The sequence below is a fragment of the Rhizobium sp. ZX09 genome (assembly GCF_017357485.1).
Taxonomy (GTDB): Bacteria; Pseudomonadota; Alphaproteobacteria; order Rhizobiales; family Rhizobiaceae; genus Agrobacterium; species Agrobacterium pusense.
In genome coordinates this window covers 1,408,694-1,425,949 of record NZ_CP031364.1, presented here as the reverse complement: position 1 = coordinate 1,425,949, position 17,256 = coordinate 1,408,694, and the positions used below count along the sequence as shown (strand labels likewise).

Annotated in this window: 13 protein-coding genes; 9 read left to right on the top strand and 4 right to left on the bottom strand. The window is 57.4% G+C overall.

Annotation, left to right across the window (positions count from 1 at the left end; all coding sequences use genetic code 11):
- Positions 1–109: 109 nt before the first annotated feature.
- On the bottom strand, positions 110–1,042 hold the full coding sequence (locus tag BTN45_RS21280) for an AraC family transcriptional regulator (RefSeq protein ID WP_004438057.1): 933 nt from the start codon (positions 1,040–1,042) through the stop codon (positions 110–112).
- 135 nt (positions 1,043–1,177) lie between these two features.
- Between BTN45_RS21280 and BTN45_RS21275 the strand changes: the two genes are divergently transcribed.
- The 6 genes from BTN45_RS21275 to BTN45_RS21250 all read left to right on the top strand — a co-directional run bounded on the left by BTN45_RS21275 (position 1,178) and on the right by BTN45_RS21250 (position 9,103).
- Positions 1,178–2,428 carry a sugar ABC transporter substrate-binding protein gene (locus BTN45_RS21275; protein WP_207590887.1) on the top strand — a complete coding sequence of 417 codons (1,251 nt, stop codon included), beginning with the start codon at positions 1,178–1,180 and terminating at the stop codon, positions 2,426–2,428.
- Positions 2,429–2,495: 67 nt separating this feature from the next.
- Positions 2,496–3,359: a sugar ABC transporter permease gene (locus BTN45_RS21270; RefSeq protein ID WP_113381948.1), complete on the top strand. Its 864-nt coding sequence runs from the start codon at positions 2,496–2,498 to the stop codon at positions 3,357–3,359.
- A complete protein-coding gene (locus tag BTN45_RS21265; RefSeq protein ID WP_006698723.1) occupies positions 3,356–4,174 on the top strand; it encodes a carbohydrate ABC transporter permease in 819 nt (272 codons plus the stop codon). Before BTN45_RS21270 ends, BTN45_RS21265 begins: the two co-directional genes overlap by 4 nt.
- A gap of 7 nt (positions 4,175–4,181) precedes the next feature.
- The gene (locus BTN45_RS21260) at positions 4,182–5,228 is read left to right on the top strand and encodes an NAD(P)-dependent alcohol dehydrogenase (RefSeq protein ID WP_207590886.1); all 1,047 of its coding nucleotides are present in this window, start codon (positions 4,182–4,184) and stop codon (positions 5,226–5,228) included.
- Positions 5,228–6,277: a sn-glycerol-3-phosphate ABC transporter ATP-binding protein UgpC gene (gene ugpC / locus BTN45_RS21255; RefSeq protein ID WP_207590885.1), complete on the top strand. Its 1,050-nt coding sequence runs from the start codon at positions 5,228–5,230 to the stop codon at positions 6,275–6,277. The genes BTN45_RS21260 and ugpC overlap by 1 nt, the downstream gene beginning before the upstream one ends.
- 1,269 nt (positions 6,278–7,546) lie before the next feature.
- Positions 7,547–9,103: a bifunctional aminoglycoside phosphotransferase/ATP-binding protein gene (locus tag BTN45_RS21250; protein WP_149145884.1), complete on the top strand. Its 1,557-nt coding sequence runs from the start codon at positions 7,547–7,549 to the stop codon at positions 9,101–9,103.
- A 150-nt stretch (positions 9,104–9,253) separates the two neighbouring features.
- On the opposite strand, the gene BTN45_RS21245 is transcribed toward BTN45_RS21250, so the two are convergent.
- Positions 9,254–11,155, bottom strand: a complete 1,902-nt coding sequence (locus tag BTN45_RS21245; RefSeq protein WP_246669648.1) for a PAS domain-containing sensor histidine kinase — start codon at positions 11,153–11,155, stop codon at positions 9,254–9,256.
- A gap of 39 nt (positions 11,156–11,194) precedes the next feature.
- Positions 11,195–11,950, bottom strand: coding sequence for a helix-turn-helix domain-containing protein (locus BTN45_RS21240; RefSeq protein WP_121459718.1), 756 nt, complete (start codon positions 11,948–11,950; stop codon positions 11,195–11,197).
- A gap of 113 nt (positions 11,951–12,063) precedes the next feature.
- Here BTN45_RS21240 and BTN45_RS21235 point away from each other — a divergent pair, with 113 nt between their 5' ends.
- A complete protein-coding gene (locus tag BTN45_RS21235; protein WP_207590884.1) occupies positions 12,064–12,804 on the top strand; it encodes a response regulator in 741 nt (246 codons plus the stop codon).
- Here the strand turns inward: BTN45_RS21235 and BTN45_RS21230 are convergent.
- Positions 12,747–13,211, bottom strand: a complete 465-nt coding sequence (locus BTN45_RS21230) for a hypothetical protein (RefSeq protein WP_136902994.1) — start codon at positions 13,209–13,211, stop codon at positions 12,747–12,749. The genes BTN45_RS21235 and BTN45_RS21230 overlap by 58 nt on opposite strands.
- Before the next feature lie 259 nt (positions 13,212–13,470).
- On the opposite strand from BTN45_RS21230, the gene BTN45_RS21225 reads away from it, so the two are divergent.
- Together BTN45_RS21225 and BTN45_RS21220 are read left to right on the top strand one after the other, a co-directional pair.
- Positions 13,471–14,655 (top strand): acetate/propionate family kinase, encoded by a 1,185-nt coding sequence (locus BTN45_RS21225; RefSeq protein WP_207590883.1) that lies wholly within the window; start codon positions 13,471–13,473, stop codon positions 14,653–14,655.
- 46 nt (positions 14,656–14,701) lie between these two features.
- Positions 14,702–17,113, top strand: a complete 2,412-nt coding sequence (locus tag BTN45_RS21220; protein ID WP_207590881.1) for a phosphoketolase family protein — start codon at positions 14,702–14,704, stop codon at positions 17,111–17,113.
- The last annotated feature ends 143 nt before the right edge of the window (positions 17,114–17,256 follow it).

Here is a 17,256-nt window from a genome sequence, read left to right as displayed (position 1 = left end):
CGCCTTTGCGGCATACCCCACAGCGATGAAAGACGAACGCTGGCGGCATAGAACGCATCTGCGTCAGAAAGTGTTGCACAGGCTGGCCCGTTCAGGCCATCGGCAAACCCTATTTCGCTGATGGTCCTGCGATAACGGATTTCGCCCTGATACGAGCGGCCTTTCTGTAGGCTCGAGGTGTAAGCCCCATCTCCATCCGAAAGTAACGATTGAAGTTCGACAGGTTGTTGAAGCCCGCCTCGAAACAGACATCCGTAATCGATGTCTCGGTCTCCGCAAGCAGGGTTCTCGCGCGCCACACACGCACCGAACGGCTATAGTCGGAGAAGTTCATGCCGGTCAGGCGCCGGAAGGCACGCGAAAATGCGGAGGGCTCGAAGCCGACCAGTTCTGCCACTTCCCGCATTTGCGCGGCAGGATTCGATTGCAGTATCTGGATCGCCTGATCGATCCTGCGATGTCTGCGGTCAGACACCTGATTATAAACGGATATGAAGTGTTCGCTGGCGAGCAGCCGCTTCTCGGCGGCTGTTTCGATATCCTCGAGGATTTCCAGAAAAAGGCCCAGTCCGCCGCGGTGTCCTGCCGAATGCAGCCTGAGGATCTTCGCCCCGATAGTGAACGCGTCTTCCCCCAGAACCTCGATCCCGCGTTGCGCCAGGGGTTTCAGTCGGTAGAGCACGTCAAACTCCGGACAGACCGAGCGGACGCCAATCAAGGCATCTGCGTCGAACTGCAGGACCATGTCACGGCCGGGCAAGGCCGGCGCGCCCGGTGTAATCCAGTTATGGGGAAGATTTGTCCCCGTGAGCACCAGATGCCCCGGACGGAACGAACCGATGTAGTCTCCCACATAAGCGAAGCCGGTAGCATCAGGTATGAAGTGAATTTCCCATTCGGGATGATAGTTCCAGATGCAGATCGGGTTGGGATAATCGTCCCGGCGGATCAGATAGGAAGCGCCTCTGGGCAAGACGATCTGCTCGCGCGTGGCGGTGAAGGTCTCAGATACTGATTGAGGAAAGTCTGATGCAATACGCATTCATCTGCTCATGTTATGGCGTACAAATGTCAAGATAATACCAGTTCTGTGACTGACGCCAACTAGTTTGCGCCCGTCGCTTGCGCAAATCTGGACGCGTCGATGGCACGGGAGTTGCCACCAAGGGAGGACATCATGACACTCAATGCTCTCCGCGCAGGCTGCGCGGTTGTTGCCCTATTTGCCGCGTCCAGCGCGTTTGCCGCCGCACAATGCACGAGCGACGTGCGTGTTCTGGCACAGCCGCGCGACGGACTGACCCTTCTCGAAAAATATGTCGATGAGTTCGAAGAACTATCTGGCGCAGGCTTCGAGATCAGCTATCTCAACGAGAATGATCGCCGCGCAAAGTCGCAGGCCGACGCCTCGACAGTCGGTAGCTTCAACGTCTATTACGTTGACGAAGCCAATCTGGCGCTTTTTGCCTCGTCAAAGTGGATCGTTCCGCTCGAAGGCTTTTACGCGGCAGAATACGACTACAAGGACTTCGACGCCGGCATGCGCGCCGCTGCGACCTACGACGGCAAGGAGTGGTTTGCACCGGTACAGGGCGGCGGCGACCTGATGGTCTATCGCACCGACCTTCTGGAAAAGGCGGGCATCGCCCCGCCAAAGACATGGGACGAATATTTTGCCGCCGTGAAGAAGCTGCATGACCCGGCCAATGGCGTCTACGGCACCGCGCTGCGCGGTCAGCGCGGTTCAGGCGCCAATGTCTGGCGCTGGATGCCGTTCTTCAAGGCAAATGGCGGCGAGTGGTTCAAGGATGGCAAGCCTGCCTTCAATTCCGATGCGGCCGTAAAGGCGACCGAGACCTATCTCGAGCTCTTTAAATATTCCGCACCGGGCACGCAGACCGGCTCCTGGGACGAGTCCACCGGCGCTTTCCGCTCCGGCAAGGTGGCGATCATCATCGAATCCGCACCTCTTGGCGGCATGTCCGTCGATAAGGCCCAGAGCCAGGTTGCGGACAAGGTGGCTTTCTCGGTTCCGCCGTCGCCGCTGCCCGGCGCCGGTTACGCCCATGGTTTTGCGATTGCTTCCAAGGCCAACAAGACTGACGAGGAGAAGGCCTGCGCCGGTCTCTTCGTTGCCTGGGCGACATCCAAGGAACAGGAAGCACGCCGCCTCGCCGCCGGCCAGCCGGGCGAACTGACGCGCACCAGCACCTACCAGAGCCCGGAATATGCCAAGACCTTCGGCCAGAACCTTGCCGACGCCATGGCCGCGACCGGTGAAAAGACCACCGTGACCTTCTGGCAGGATGCGCGCTGGCAGGAACTGGGCAACCAGTGGGGCATCATGCTCGAAGAGTTGATCACCGGCAGCCGCACCGATATCAAGGCGACGCTCAACGAACTCGAAGCTTTCGCCGCCAAACTCTGACGCCTCCCAAGCCGTCTGACGGGCGCGTCCAGTGACGCGCCCCCTTTTCCCCACCCGAGGATCTGCCATGCGCCGCGGCCGCTCGCTGCCTTACGTCTTTCTTGGACCCACTCTCAGCATCCTGATCGTTCTGGCGCTCGTGCCGACGGTCTACGCCATCAACATCTCCCTGCAAAACCGCACGCTGTCTGCGCCCGACGCGGACTACGTCTGGTTTGCCAATTATGCCGCGCTGTTTTCAGATGCACGTTTTCTGAACGCGCTTTGGGTGTCCTTCAAGTGGGAGGTGATCAGCGTCTCAATGACCATGGTGACCGGGCTTGCTCTCGGGATTGCGATGTTCGAGGCCGCAAGCCCTCGCGTACGAAACGTTCTCTGCGTGCTTTTCATCATTCCCGTTCTTTTGCCACGGGTTTGCGCCGCTTTCGTCTGGAAATTCGCCTTTCATCCGCTCTACGGCGCCTTGACCTGGCCGGTCAGGGAACTCACCGGCATTACGCCCGATATTCTGTCGACACCCCTCGGCGCCCTTCTTGCCGTTGCCTTCGTTGATGTCTGGCAGTGGGGTTTGTTCTTTGCAGTCATCATCCTGAAGCTTCTGGAATCCCTGCCGCAGCAGCCGCTGGAAGCCGCACGTATCGATCGCGCGAGCCGCTTCGAAATCCATCGTTTTGTAACGCTTCCGATGCTGAAAGCACCCTTGATCAGCCTGCTCCTCGTCAAGGCTATCGAGAGCCTGCGTTCCTTCGATCTCGTCTACGTCATGACGCGCGGTGGTCCCGGCATCTCTACCGAGACGCTGGACATGTACGCCTATTCGCAGGGCTTCATCGAAGCCGGCAAGATTTCGTACGCCTCCTCCATGGCTGTCATCATGATGGTCCTGACCATCGTCACCTTTACCTTTACGTGGAAGAGGCTGAACCGATGAAAGTCTCCACTTTCTTCCTCAGGGTGTTGCTGGTTCTGGCCGCCGCACTTGTCGTGCTGCCGCTGCTTTGGACCCTGCTCAACGCTTTCAAGACCAATGCCGACCTGCTGGTATCGACGCCCAAACTCGTCTTCCAGCCTGTCCTCGACAATATGAGCTATGTGCTCAATCGCCGTTCGGTCGCGCGCGCGCTCACCAACTCGTTGATCATTTGCTCGAGCGCGGTCGTCCTCGGCGCAGTACTCGGTGTGCCCGCCGCCTATGTGATTGCCCGATTCAAGAACAGGATCACGGCGGAAGCGCAGTTTTTTGTCCTGTCGCTCCGTTTCCTGCCGCCCGTCGCAATCGCCATTCCCATGCTGGTCATCTGGCTTGGTCTTGATCTCTACGACACGAGACTTTCGCTGATCGTGACCTATCTCATCGTCACCGCTTCAATAACCATATGGCTTTCCGTGCCGGCTTTTGAGCGCGTCAGCCTTCACGTTGAAGAGGCTGCCCGGGTGGATGGACTTGGTCCCTATGCGACGTTCTTCCGCATCGCCCTGCCAATTGCCCGTTTCCAGGTCTTTGGCGCGGTCGCCTTCTCATTCGTTCTTGTATGGAACGAGTTCCTGCTTGCCATGATGCTTACGACCTCGAAGGCGAAGACCCTGCCGATCATCGCGTCCGAAATGTCGCAGCTCGGCATGAACGTGCCGTGGGGCATCCTCAACGCTGCCGTCGTCCTCTTGTCGCTGCCGCCACTGATCCTGCTCGGCGTGCTTGCAGGTGGCCTCAATGCCGCATTTTCCAAGAAAACTGATCAAGGTTGACTGACCCATGAAAGCACTTGTCCTCGAACGTGTCGGCGAACTTTCCCTGCGCGACATCGAAATTCCGCAGCACTTGGGGCCGGATGACGTTCGCATTCGTCTGCATACCGTCGGTGTCTGCGGCAGCGACGTGCATTATTATACGCACGGGCGCATCGGTGACTTCGTCGTCAATGAACCAATGGTGCTCGGCCACGAGGCCGCGGGGACTGTCATCGAGACCGGAGCGAACGTAACGCATTTGAAGCCGGGCGACCGCGTCTGCATGGAGCCCGGCATTCCCGATCCGAAATCTCGCGCGTCGCGACTCGGCCTCTACAATGTTGATCCCGCTGTCACCTTCTGGGCGACGCCACCGGTGCACGGTGTGCTTTGCCCCGAAACGGTTCATCCGGCGAGTTTCACCTACAAGCTGCCGGACAATGTCTCCTTTGCCGAAGGGGCGATGGTCGAACCATTTGCCGTGGGCATGCAGGCGGCCGCCCGGGCCAACATCACGCCTGGCGATACCGCGGTCGTTACCGGCTGCGGGACGATCGGCATCATGGTGGCGCTCGCCGCTCTGGCCGGTGGCTGCTCTCGGGTGTTCATTTCGGACATTTCTGCGACCAAGCTCAAACTTGCCGAAAGCTATGGCGGCATAACCGGTGTCAACCTGAAGGAGGTCGATCTCGTTCAGACGGTCAATGAGGAAACCGAAGGTTGGGGAGCGGACATCGTCTTCGAATGCTCGGGCGCGCCGGCTGCGGTCCGCGATCTCTTCAAGGTCGTCCGCCCAGGCGGAACGGTTGTTATCGTCGGCCTGCCGCCGGAACCCGTCGCCGTGGACCTTGCAGCAGCCTGCTTCCGCGAATGCCGTATCGAGACGGTTTTCCGCTACGCCAACGTATTCGATCGCGCATTGGCGCTGATTGCCGCCGGCAAGGTTGACCTGAAACCATTGGTCTCCGGCACCTATGCCTTCGATCAATCGATTGCCGCTTTCGAGCGGGCGGCCGAAGGCCGGCCTGAAGATGTGAAGCTGCAGATCGTGATGAATGGGGAGACGCATTGATGGCCACCGTCGAGTGCCGGGGAATCCGGAAAGTCTATGGTTCGCTGGAGGTCATGCGGGATTTTGACCTCAAGATCGATAACCACGAATTCGTCGTCTTTCTCGGACCGTCAGGCTGCGGGAAATCCACCATGCTGCGAATGATTGCCGGGCTTGAGGAAATTTCCGGCGGAGATCTTCTCATAGGCGGCGAACGGATGAACGACCGCGACCCCGGCGACCGGGGCATCGCCATGGTGTTTCAGAATTATGCGCTGTACCCTCATATGAGCGTACGGGACAACATCACCTTCGGGCTCGAGAGGGCCGGTATTGGAAAGTCTGCAATCGATCAGCGTCTTGCACCCGTGGTCGATGCGCTGGGACTTGGCGTCTACCTTGCGCGCAAGCCCACGGAACTGTCGGGCGGACAGCAACAGCGTGTGGCGATTGCCCGCGCCATGATCAAGACGCCGGAAGTTTTTCTCTTCGACGAGCCGCTTTCGAACCTCGACGCAAAGCTGCGGGGCAGTCTGCGTGTTGAGATCGCACGGCTCCACAAGGACCTGAAAACGACGAGCATCTACGTCACTCATGACCAGCTCGAAGCCATGACGCTTGCCGATCGTATCGTCCTCATGAAAGACGGACGGATCGAGCAGATGGGCACGCCTGAAGAAATTTACCAGACACCCCGAACCATATTTGCCGCAGGCTTCATCGGCACGCCGAACATGAATTTCCTGCAATTGCAGATGACGCCGGAGGGCGTTGGCGACGATCTCGTGAAGTTTGCTGCCCCTGCCGGTCTGCGCTCCGGTGAGGTCACCGTCGGGATCAGGCCGGGATCATTCCGCTTGAACCACGATGCCAAGGCGTTTCGTGGAACCGTTGAGCGCAATGAGTTCCACGGCGAGACACGCCTGATCTGCCTCAAGAATGATCGCCACGAGATCAACATTTCCGTGCCCGCCGAGATACGACCAGCAATTGGCGAAATAATCGGAGTCGAAGTTGCCTCTTCTGATATTCACGTCTTTGATCCCGGATCGGGCCTGAGACTGAATTAACCGTGGTGAGACTGGCCCAAGGATGGCGGCGTGCCGCGCAATAGAACGCCTGTGATGCAGCTCAGGCGGTCCATCGGGTTCCACTTTCTCCCATGCATCCGTCGGTCGATCGCCCGAAAAGCACCCGAATTTCAACGAAGTGACGCGGAAAGAGCGAAAAGCGAAAGCGTCGTCGGAATCTCCGACGTGAAACGGCGCGCTTTTTAGGACGTCCGCCGCCCTTTCGCTATGGCATGGCGCGGGCCTATGCCCCTCGATCATGCTCCGTCAACCCGATCTCTGCTGTTTCCCGGCAGACCATGGCGGGGGCGAGAAGCCTGATTTCCCGATCACGACACCGGCGGCGATCGACGGAATGGCTATCAGGCCAATATCCGTCATAAGGCGCGCAGCCCACCGTTTTGCACCTGTTGATTTGGATTTAGTGTTTCATGCCGAGGATTAGCCTGTTTGATCGTGGCTGTTTAGCGCGCTGGCTCGTAGTTTTTTGGCTATTGTGGAATACTGTAGCGTAGGGGTTTGGTTGCGGGGGCCTGAACGCGTAGAGACTTGTAAATTCGGCTAGATAGCCCCGCATTAGCGGCAATTATTTCTGCCTCCAACATATCCAGCAGCAGGCGGACAGCCGCACCGGCGATGCCCGATGATGCGGCTTAGTTAAATATGCACTCTCCATCACGCTGCTCAAAGACCGAGCTAGTCCTTAAAGCGATCGATGAAGCCCTTCCTCTTTTCCGGCACCTTGGGTGGGGCAGAAGAAGTGGCAGGTGGCGCGGTATTGATCTGGCCATGGCACCTCTGCTTCTCGCCACGGTCACAACGACGCTTCGCCTAGATCTGTTCATTGTTCCACGCCCCGGCTTCGATGACCTCATCGCGCCGTATGCTGCAGCGCGAGTGGCACTGCAACGTCCAGCTACCCACCTACCCACGGAAAGGCTGAGCGAAATGGTTCTCCATCGAAGTCCATTCGCCGGTTAGTCGGAGTGAACGGTGTGATTACCTCTTCGCCACACCCGCAGCAGCCGCTATGCCCGTATGGATCAGCGACATTGATCGCGATCAACAAACGGACGCGTCAAGCCGCATCGACCGATGACCAAATGACGCAGCGCTGTTTCGTAAAATCTTTGACTCTCATCAATGCGCGCGTTCATCGCCCGGTATGTATTGTTCTGAGGTCAAAGGTTTGTGGACGCATTCTGAGCGACGATTTTCGCGTCTTTTTTTGCGCGGAAGCAAGACGGGTTCAAACACAGGGGAATTGGAATGGCCCTCGACACGCAAAAGGACGTTATCGCCTTTCTCAGCAATCCTGCCTCCTTTGGAGCGGCAGAACGCGTCGAGACGATTGAAACGCATATTTCCATCGTCTTTTTGACCGGCACCAAAGCCTACAAACTCAAAAAATCCGTAAAGCTGCCCTATCTCGATTTTTCGAGCCCCGATCTTCGGCTGGATGCGTGCCTTAAAGAAGTGTCCCTCAATTCTCCGGCGGCACCCGGCCTCTATCTTGGCGTCAAGGTCATTTCCAGAGGCGTAGACGGGGAGATCCGCTTCGCGGATGACGGTACACTTCTCGATGCCGTCATAGAAATGACGAGGTTCGATCAGAACCAGCTTTTCGATCATCTTGCCGCCGCGAACAAACTTGCTGATGCGTTGATGACCTCAACGGCACGAATGATCGTCCACTTTCACGAGCGGGCAACCATTGCACATGACCTCGACGGTCGTCGCCAGATGGAACGGGTTCTCGATATTAACGAGGCCGCCCTCAAAACGAGTTCCGTCTTTAGATTGGAGGAGATCAATCACCTCGGCCATTCCTTCCGCCAAACCCTGACGCGTCATTCGGAACGGCTGCGTGAACGAGCGGGCAACGATAAGATCAGGCGCTGCCATGGCGACCTGCACCTGCGCAACATCTGCCTTTTTCAAGGCGAACCACGATTGTTCGATTGTATCGAATTCAATGATGACATCGCCACCATCGACGTTCTCTATGACTTGGCATTTCTTCTCATGGACCTTTGGCACGAGGGACACTACCATTACGCAAACCTGGTGATGAACCGGTACTTCGACGAATCCGACAACGAGGACGGCTTCGTTCTGCTGCCGTTTTTTCTGGCCGTGCGGGCCGCCGTGAGAGCCCATGTGATCGCGACGCAAGCTGACGCGACAAAGCGCGACAGAGCGGCGCTTTCCCTTCAAGCCAGATCCTATTTCGTGTTGGCGCAAAGCTTGCTGGACATTTGGTCACCCGAGTTGGTCGCCATAGGCGGCTTGAGCGGCTCTGGAAAAACGACCGTCGCGGAAAGTATCGCCCCTTTGCTCGGCCCGGCACCGGGCGCGCGCATCGTTGAAAGTGATCGTATCCGCAAGGCCTTGCACGGCGTTCCGGCCGAAACGCGGCTCCCCGAAGCGGCATATGGCAAGGAGGTATCCGAGCGAGTCTACGCAGAAATGGTTTTAAGAACGCATGTCATTCTGGCGGACGGCAGTTGCGTGGTGGCAGATGCAGTCTTTGATCGCGCCGATCATCGTAGCGCCATAGAAGCCGCTGCGCGAGCACACCGAGCCGACTTTCGCGGATTTTGGCTGGATACGGACCCCGCAATCCTTTGGAGACGTATTCAAGACCGGATCGGTGGACCATCGGATGCCACCGTCGACATATTACAAATGCAACTTGCCCGACGAATAGGCGATATGAAGTGGCGAAGGATCGACACGTCCAGGAGCCTAAAAGCCTGTTGCGACGAGATTGCAAATATCTTGAAGCTGACTTCTCCACCGACACGCAAGACAGCAGGATTGTAGAAAACGATCAACGTTTTGAACGCAGGGAAGCCTTCCTTGACAAGGCGCTTGCGGCCATGGGACGCTTTGATGGGTACCGGGAAAAGCAAAACGAGACGCTATTCAAAGGCCAATATGGTCACCATCGTGATCGTCATGGCACACTGCCTCCTAGTCGAGGAGTTCGCGTAGTCTGACGGCCAGTTCACGGGCGGTATAGGGTTTTTTAAGCCAGCTTCCCTTCATGGCCAACTGCCGTTCCGCGACCGCGGGCTCCGCATAACCCGACGTAAACAGAACCTTGAGATCGGGCCGCAAACCGCGCGCGAGGTCAGCAAGCTCATCGCCCGCGATACCACCCGGCATCACGATGTCGGAAAAAAGAAGCGCGATATCAAAATGGCGTTCAAGCTGCTGGAGCGCCTCGGCGCCGTTGGACGCCTCCACGACACTGTAACCGAGCGCGACGAGCCGAGCGACAGCCACACGGCGTACGCGGGCGTCATCCTCCACGACGAGAATTCGTTCACCGCCGCCAGGAGCAATCGGGGCTGAGACATCCTTGATATCACCCTCCGGTGGCATAGCGGCATCTTCGGCCGCGGGGAGGAAAATACGCACACTTGTCCCATGCCCCTGCTCACTATAGAGCTGAACGTTGCCACCGGATTGTCTGGCGAAGCCATAAACCATGCTCAGACCCAAGCCGGTACCGGCTCCGACGTCTTTGGTTGTGAAAAAGGGTTCGAACGCCTTTTCCTGAACCTCCGCCGTCATGCCTGTCCCCGTATCTGTGACCGACATCTGCACATAGTTGCCTGGTTTTAAGTTCGGATACATACGCGCGTAGTCCACATCCAGCTTGACACGCGATATTTCGATCGTCAGCTTTCCGCCTTTCGGCATGGCATCGCGGGCATTGATGACCAGGTTGAGAAGAGCATTTTGCAATTGCGAGCCATCGACGAATGCCTCGTTGCGAAAACCCGTCACGACCGTTTTGAATTCGATCGCCTCACCGAGTGTCCGCCGCAACAAATCAGAGATCGCGCCGACGAGTTCGGCGATGTCCGACTGCCGTGGGTTGAGCGACTGTCGGCGACCAAAGGCCAGAAGCTGGTTCGTTAGTTTTGCGCCGTCCTGCGCAGCATCCTGAGCTTCACGAAGCAGATGCCGGACACCCTCATCGCTGAGCCTGCTCTCAGCCATTTCAAGATTGCCGCTGATAACCGTGAGAAGGTTGTTGAAGTCGTGCGCCAGTCCTCCGGTCAGCTGCCCGATCGCCTCCATTTTTTGCGATTGGCGCAGCTCCTCCTCTATTTTTCGCCTGCTGGTCAAGTCGCGGACAAAACCGGTAAAAATGCGATTACCATTGGCGATCGCCTCGCCCACCGACAGCTCCATCGGGAAGCGTGACCCATCCTTGCGCTGCCCGGTCACCACACGTCCGTAGCCGATGATGCGTCTTTCACCCGTGGACAGATAACGCGCGATGTATCCATCATGCGCCTTCCGATCGGGGTTCGGCATCAGCATCTTCACATTCTGCCCGATAACCTCGCCCGCGTCGTAACCGAAGAGCCTTTCCGCAGCGGCACTGAAAGACGAGACAATACCGCCGGCGTCGATGACAACCATCGCGTCAGGCACCGTCTCCAGGATAGAAAGAAGATGCGCCTCGCGCCGGGCCAACTCATCCTGCATTCTTTTCATGTCCGTTACATCATTGTTCGTCTGGACGATAACGGGTGAACGGTCGCCGCCAAAATCAACGAACACCCATCGCGTTGCAATCAGAAGCCTGTGACCGTCCTTGTGAAGGTGAACGACCTCGCCACTCCATGCCCCATTTTTGGAAACCTGCCTTCGAAGCTCTGGCAACGGCAATGGAAACTGCGTTGAAAGAAGCTGGTGAACGATTTTTCCGGCCGCCTCCTCTTTGCTCCAGCCGTAAAGATGTTCGCAACCCCTGGTCCATCTCGTAATCGTCCCGTCCATTTCGTGGACGATGATGCTGGCATCATCCAGAAGTGTGGTAACGGCCTGAAGTTGTAGCCTGCCACGCTCTTCCATTTCCGAAGTTTCAGGCATTTTTGTCCTATCGAGCAGCGTTCACTGATAGCGGTGTCGTCCACCATGAACGACCATCTGCCGAACGCCGAAACGATCATCGTCGTCGCCTGCCAATTGTGCAAGCAGAAGCGGCTTCTCGATGAGGATAGTCTGACGTGCAACGGCATTCTCAATCCGTACAACGCCCTTGCTGATTAGCCTCGTGAAAGTACGCGAAACGGTTTCGATCGTCATTCCAAGATAGTCGGCTATGTCCTGTCGGCACATAGGAAGTTCCACCCTTCTCGCATCTTCTCCAGGCAGCCCGTTGCGCACCGGGAACTTCATGAGAAACGTGCAAAGCCTCTCTTCGGCGTTCTTGGTGGACAGCAGAACCATCTGCTCCTGGGCTGCGGCTATCTCGTCGGAGACAACGGAAAGAACTTCTGGCTGGAGTCGGTGATTTTCGCTTATGGCATATTCGAACTGCTTGCGTGTGACACGCCGCAAGGTCGTGCGAGACACTGTTTCCACACTATAGAGATAGCGTCCTCTTGCAGATATGCCAAGAATGTCGCCGGCATAAAGAAACCCGGTGATGATGCGACGGCCATCTGCTATAATTTTAAACAGACGCAGTACACCTTCTGTAATCTGGAAAACATGATTTGCTTCGTCACCTTCAAGAAACACCGAACGCCCGGCCATTAGATGTTCTGCTGGCTGATGACGGAAAACGTCCCGCAGCCAATATATCCCATCGACAGGCGCCGGAATTTCACGAGCAGGTGGGCAAAGCTCATCCAGAATATGCATGATGTCCTCCATCTGGCTTTCAGTGGAGTAAGCAGGACAAAAATAGCGGAGTGATGCCGGAAAGAAGACGACAGGTTTCGGTCTGTGACAAATTGTAACGCGGGATTGTGAAAATGCCTGGAGACCAACACCATCTGCTTGTTGTCGATGACGATGCGCGGGTTCGCGATATGCTCACCCGTTTTTTTGAAGGAGAGGGATACAGAGTGAGCGCTGCGGCTGATGGCGTCCAGATGAAGTCGCATCTGAGGCACAACCAGGTCGACGCCATTCTGCTCGATCTCACGCTCCCCGGAGGACAGGACGGCCTCGATCTTGTTCGAGAAATCCGACCGGCTTCGGATGTTCCGATTATCATGCTGACAGGTCGTGACGACGTGGTCGATAGAATTCTGGGTATCGAACTCGGAGCTGATGACTATATTGCCAAACCGTTCCATCTTCGCGAGGTGCATGCAAGACTGAAGTCCGTTCTGCGCCGTCGTATATCAGGAAGTCCTCAGCAGCGACATGAGGTATTTCGCTTCGAAGGCATGTCGCTCGATGTGTCCTGTCGCACACTTCTCGCCAGAGACGGTCGTGAGCTCGATCTCACCACCGGTGAGTTCGACATGCTCGTCACTTTTGCCAGGCATCCGGGACGGGTTTTAACGCGTGAGTTTCTCATGGAAGAAACACGAGCACGCCGCCTTGATACATTCGACCGGTCGATCGACACTCAAGTCGCACGTCTCCGCCGCAAGATAGAAATCGACAGCAAGCATCCGGGTATCATCAAATCAGTTCGTGGTGTTGGTTACGTTTTCGCTGCATTATTGGAAGGTACGCCGTCATCAGCGGTCCGAAGATCATAGACCAGACCCACAGTCGGGGGCCGCCTGTTGGGGTTCGTGACAATCGACCAGCCTTTGGGTCCAGCAGGCCAGAAATGAATGCGCCTGCATTTCAATTCCCGGGCTTTTTCCCTGGTTTCATCAAACAGCATTCGCGCAACGTTCCTCTCGTCGAACAGACTGAAGGAAGCAAAAACCGGAACCTCCATCTGAAGGGATGACGGATGGCCGGTGACGAACATATAGCAGAGGCCGCGCACTGCTCCCGCACTATCGGTGACAGTCAACCAATCGCGCCGTTTGCGATCAGTGTCCGTGGCGGCCTGCCATTCCTGGAAGGATACTGCAGAAAAAAGATGCTGGATGACGGCATAAGCACGGGCTACATTAGCGATAGTGAGCGCGCCGACCTCGTAATCTCCCGACATTTCGAATCTCCCGAGTAACCGTCCTGATCATCGGGTGTCGAAGAGCTTTTTACATTGACAGCGATCAATGGCCTCCGATGGAACATCGGTCTGTCACCAAAGGACGAACAAAAAAGGGCCGGAGATTGCGCTATGTCAAGGCGCAAGCCTCGGCAGTCACCGATAGATAAACAGTAGAGTTCCCAACAAGGACGTCACTATCACGCCATTCCGAGCGCCATGGCGCGGACGACAGACCCGCCGCACACGGAGAGTTCACATGAACGATGCCATCCTGCTGACGTTTAATGCCGGTTCCTCAACAGTAAAAATCGGTGTTTTCCGTCTGATCGGGCAGATGCCGGAACGTGTTGGCAAGGCTGTGGTGGATTTTTCGGCTCTGCCGTTAACGCTGCATCTGGTGGAGGGACCGACCACGTTCGACCTGCCCTTGAAAAGGGCTGCGAGTGATGATCTCGCGGGCCTGATGGAGGAGGTCTTTGGCGCATTGGCTACCCATTTTGATCTCGATCGTGTTGTTGCTGCAAGCCACAGGATTGTTCACGGTGGCGATATCTTCGATGGGCCGGTCCGGATCGGCGATGAGGCGCTGAAACAGATCCGTTCGCTGGTCGACATGGCGCCACTGCATCAGCCCCAGGCGTTGCGTCTTGTCAGGGCGCTCAAACACCTGCGCCCGAAGCTCGTTCAGACCGCTTCCTTTGACACGACATTCCACACGACGCAGCCCGATCTCGTCCGTCGCCTTGCCATTCCTCGGGTTTGGCACGACCGGGGTGTCAAACGTTATGGCTTTCACGGGCTGTCCTATCGCTACGTGGCGGGCGCTCTCGCCAGCAGGGCTCCGGCCATCGCTAACAAGAAAGTCATCATCGCTCATCTCGGCAGCGGCGCGAGCCTCTGCGCGATTGACGATGGCAAGAGCCGCGATACCAGCATGGGATTTTCCACCCTCGACGGCATTCCAATGGCCACCCGCCCGGGCGCGGTCGATCCGGGTGTGCTGCTGCACTTTCTCGGACCACTCGGGAAAACACGCGAGGAACTGGAGGACATGCTTTATCACAGGTCCGGTCTACTCGGCGTATCGGGCCTCAGCGGCGACACACGCGAACTGATCGGGGACAGCAGCGCGCACGCCCGGGAGGCCATCGAGCTTTTTACCCTCAGGATCGCGGGCGAGATCGGCCGCCTTGCCACAACGCTCGGCGGACTGGACGGGCTGGTCTTCACGGCCGGCATTGGCGAAAACCAACCGGATATTCGCGCCATGGTCGCCAGCCGGTTGCTCTGGATGGGTGCCGAGCTTGACGAGCAGGCCAACCGGCGCAACGCGCTCACGATAAGCACCCCGGCAAGCCGCATATCCATGCATGTCATTCCGACAGATGAAGAGCAGATGATCGCCGAGGAATGCCTTTCCCTTATCGCCCCTGTCGGATGAAACCTGCCGCACATCACGACCCGAACCGAATTCCAAGGAGCCGAACATGCAGCCCACAGATGTTTCGACGAAAGCGAGCCACGTCAGCGATCAGGAGCTGTTGCTTATGGACCGGTACTGGCGCGCTGCCAATTACCTTTCCATCGGCCAGATCTATCTGCTCGACAATCCACTCCTGCGCGAACCGCTAGAGGCAGAACATATCAAGCCTCGTCTGCTTGGCCATTGGGGAACGACGCCCGGTCTAAACTTCATCTACACTCATCTCAACCGTATCATCCGTCACCGCGATGTCGATATGATCTATGTCTGCGGTCCCGGCCATGGCGGGCCTGGAATGGTAGCGAGTACCTATCTCGAAGGAACTTACAGCGAAATCTACCCCGAGATTTCCGAGGACGCCGAAGGGATGAGGAAGCTTTTCAGGCAGTTCTCGTTTCCCGGCGGCATACCCAGTCATGCCGCACCCGAGACACCCGGCTCCATTCACGAAGGCGGCGAACTCGGTTATGCGCTGGTGCATGCTTATGGGGCGGCCTTCGACAATCCGGACCTGATCGTCACCTGCGTTGTCGGCGATGGAGAAGCCGAGACCGGACCGCTCGCCGCCAGCTGGCATTCCAACAAATTCCTGAACCCTGTACGCGACGGAGCTGTGCTGCCCATCCTGCATTTGAACGGCTACAAGATCGCCAATCCAACACTGCTGGCGCGCATCGACGACACGGATCTCGACCATCTTTTCCGGGGCTACGGCTACGAGCCTTTCTTTGTCGAAGGCCATGACCCTGAAAAGATGCACCTGCAAATGGCAACGGTTCTCGATCATGCCTTCGACCGCATCCGCGCCATCCAGATTGAGGCCCGTCGCGGCAGGCTGGAGGGTCTGCCGCGCTGGCCGATGATCGTGTTGCGCAGCCCAAAGGGTTGGACAGGGCCTAAAGAGGTGGACGGCAAGAGGGTCGAGGATTTCTGGCGGGCGCATCAGGTGCCGGTCGCCAATTGCCGCGAAAACGAAGGCCATCGCAGGATCCTAGAGGAATGGATGCGCAGTTACGACCCCGAAGACCTGTTCGACGCGAACGGCTGCCTGAAGGAAGAATTGCGCACCCTTTCTCCACGCGGCGCGCGGCGCATGGGCGCCAATCCCCATGCCAATGGCGGCCTTTTGCGTAAGGAGCTACAGGTGCCGGATATCCGCGACTATGCGATCCCGGTTGGAAAGCGCGGCGCGCTCATGATCCAGACGACCGAAATCCTCGGTAAATACCTGCGCGACGTCCTCAAGCTCAACGCCATCAACGCCAATTTCCGCATCTTAGGGCCGGACGAAACGGAATCGAACCGCCTCGGTGCGGTCTTCGAAGTCACCGACCGCGTGTGGATGCAGGACATCAGGCCATATGATGTGCATCTGTCACCCGAAGGCCGGGTGATGGAGGTGTTGTCCGAACATCTGCGCCAGGGTTGGCTGGAAGGCTATCTGCTGACGGGACGGCATGGCTTCTTTTCCTGCTACGAGGCTTTCATTCATATCGTCGATTCCATGTTCAACCAGCATGCCAAGTGGCTGAAGGTCTCCCGGGAGCTCCCCTGGCGCAAGCCCGTCTCCTCGCTCAACTATCTGCTGACCTCGCACGTCTGGCGGCAGGACCACAACGGCTTCTCCCATCAGGATCCGGGATTTGTCGATCTCGTCGCCAACAAGAAAGCCGATATCGTTCGCATCTACCTGCCGCCGGACGCCAACACGCTGCTGTGGGTCGGCGACCATTGCCTGAAGACCTGGAACCGCATCAACGTCATCGTCGCGGGAAAACAGCCGGAACCGCAATGGTTGACCATCGACGAGGCGGTGAAGCATTGCGAGGCTGGTATCGGCATCTGGGAATGGGCCGGCAACGAGGAGGAAGCGATAGCACCCGATATCGTCATGGCCTGTGCAGGCGACGTCCCCACCCTGGAGACTCTGGCTGCTGTAAGCCTGCTGCGCGAGGCGATCCCTGAGTTGAAAATCCGTGTCGTCAACGTCGTCGATCTGATGACGCTGCAATCGAAAGAGCATCACCCACACGGTCTGGCAGACGAGGAGTTTGACCGCATATTTACTCCTGACCGACCCGTGATCTTTGCGTATCACGGCTATCCCTACCTTATCCACCGCCTGACCTATAAACGCACTAACCATCGCAACATTCACGTGCGCGGCTTCATCGAAGAAGGCACGACGACGACGCCGTTCGATATGACGGTTCTGAACGAACTTGACCGGTTTCACCTCGCTCTGTCAGCAATCGACAGGGTGCCGGGATTGAAAGACAGGGTTCCTGGCATCATTCGCATGCTGAGAGAAAAACTCACCGAACATGATCGTTACGTCCGGCAACATGGCGAGGACATGCCTGAGGTCCGCGACTGGAAATGGTCGAACTCTCCTCAGTCGGCAGATCAAACGTAGATCCCGCTGTCTGGAATTGACCGCGATCAATGCCAGATATTACGCGGCAGGCAAAATGCTCCCCAAAGGCATCTTCCGATCTTCCGGCGACAACGAACCTCAGGACGCTACATGAGAGACGTGCTCCTGCATGTATCGGGCAG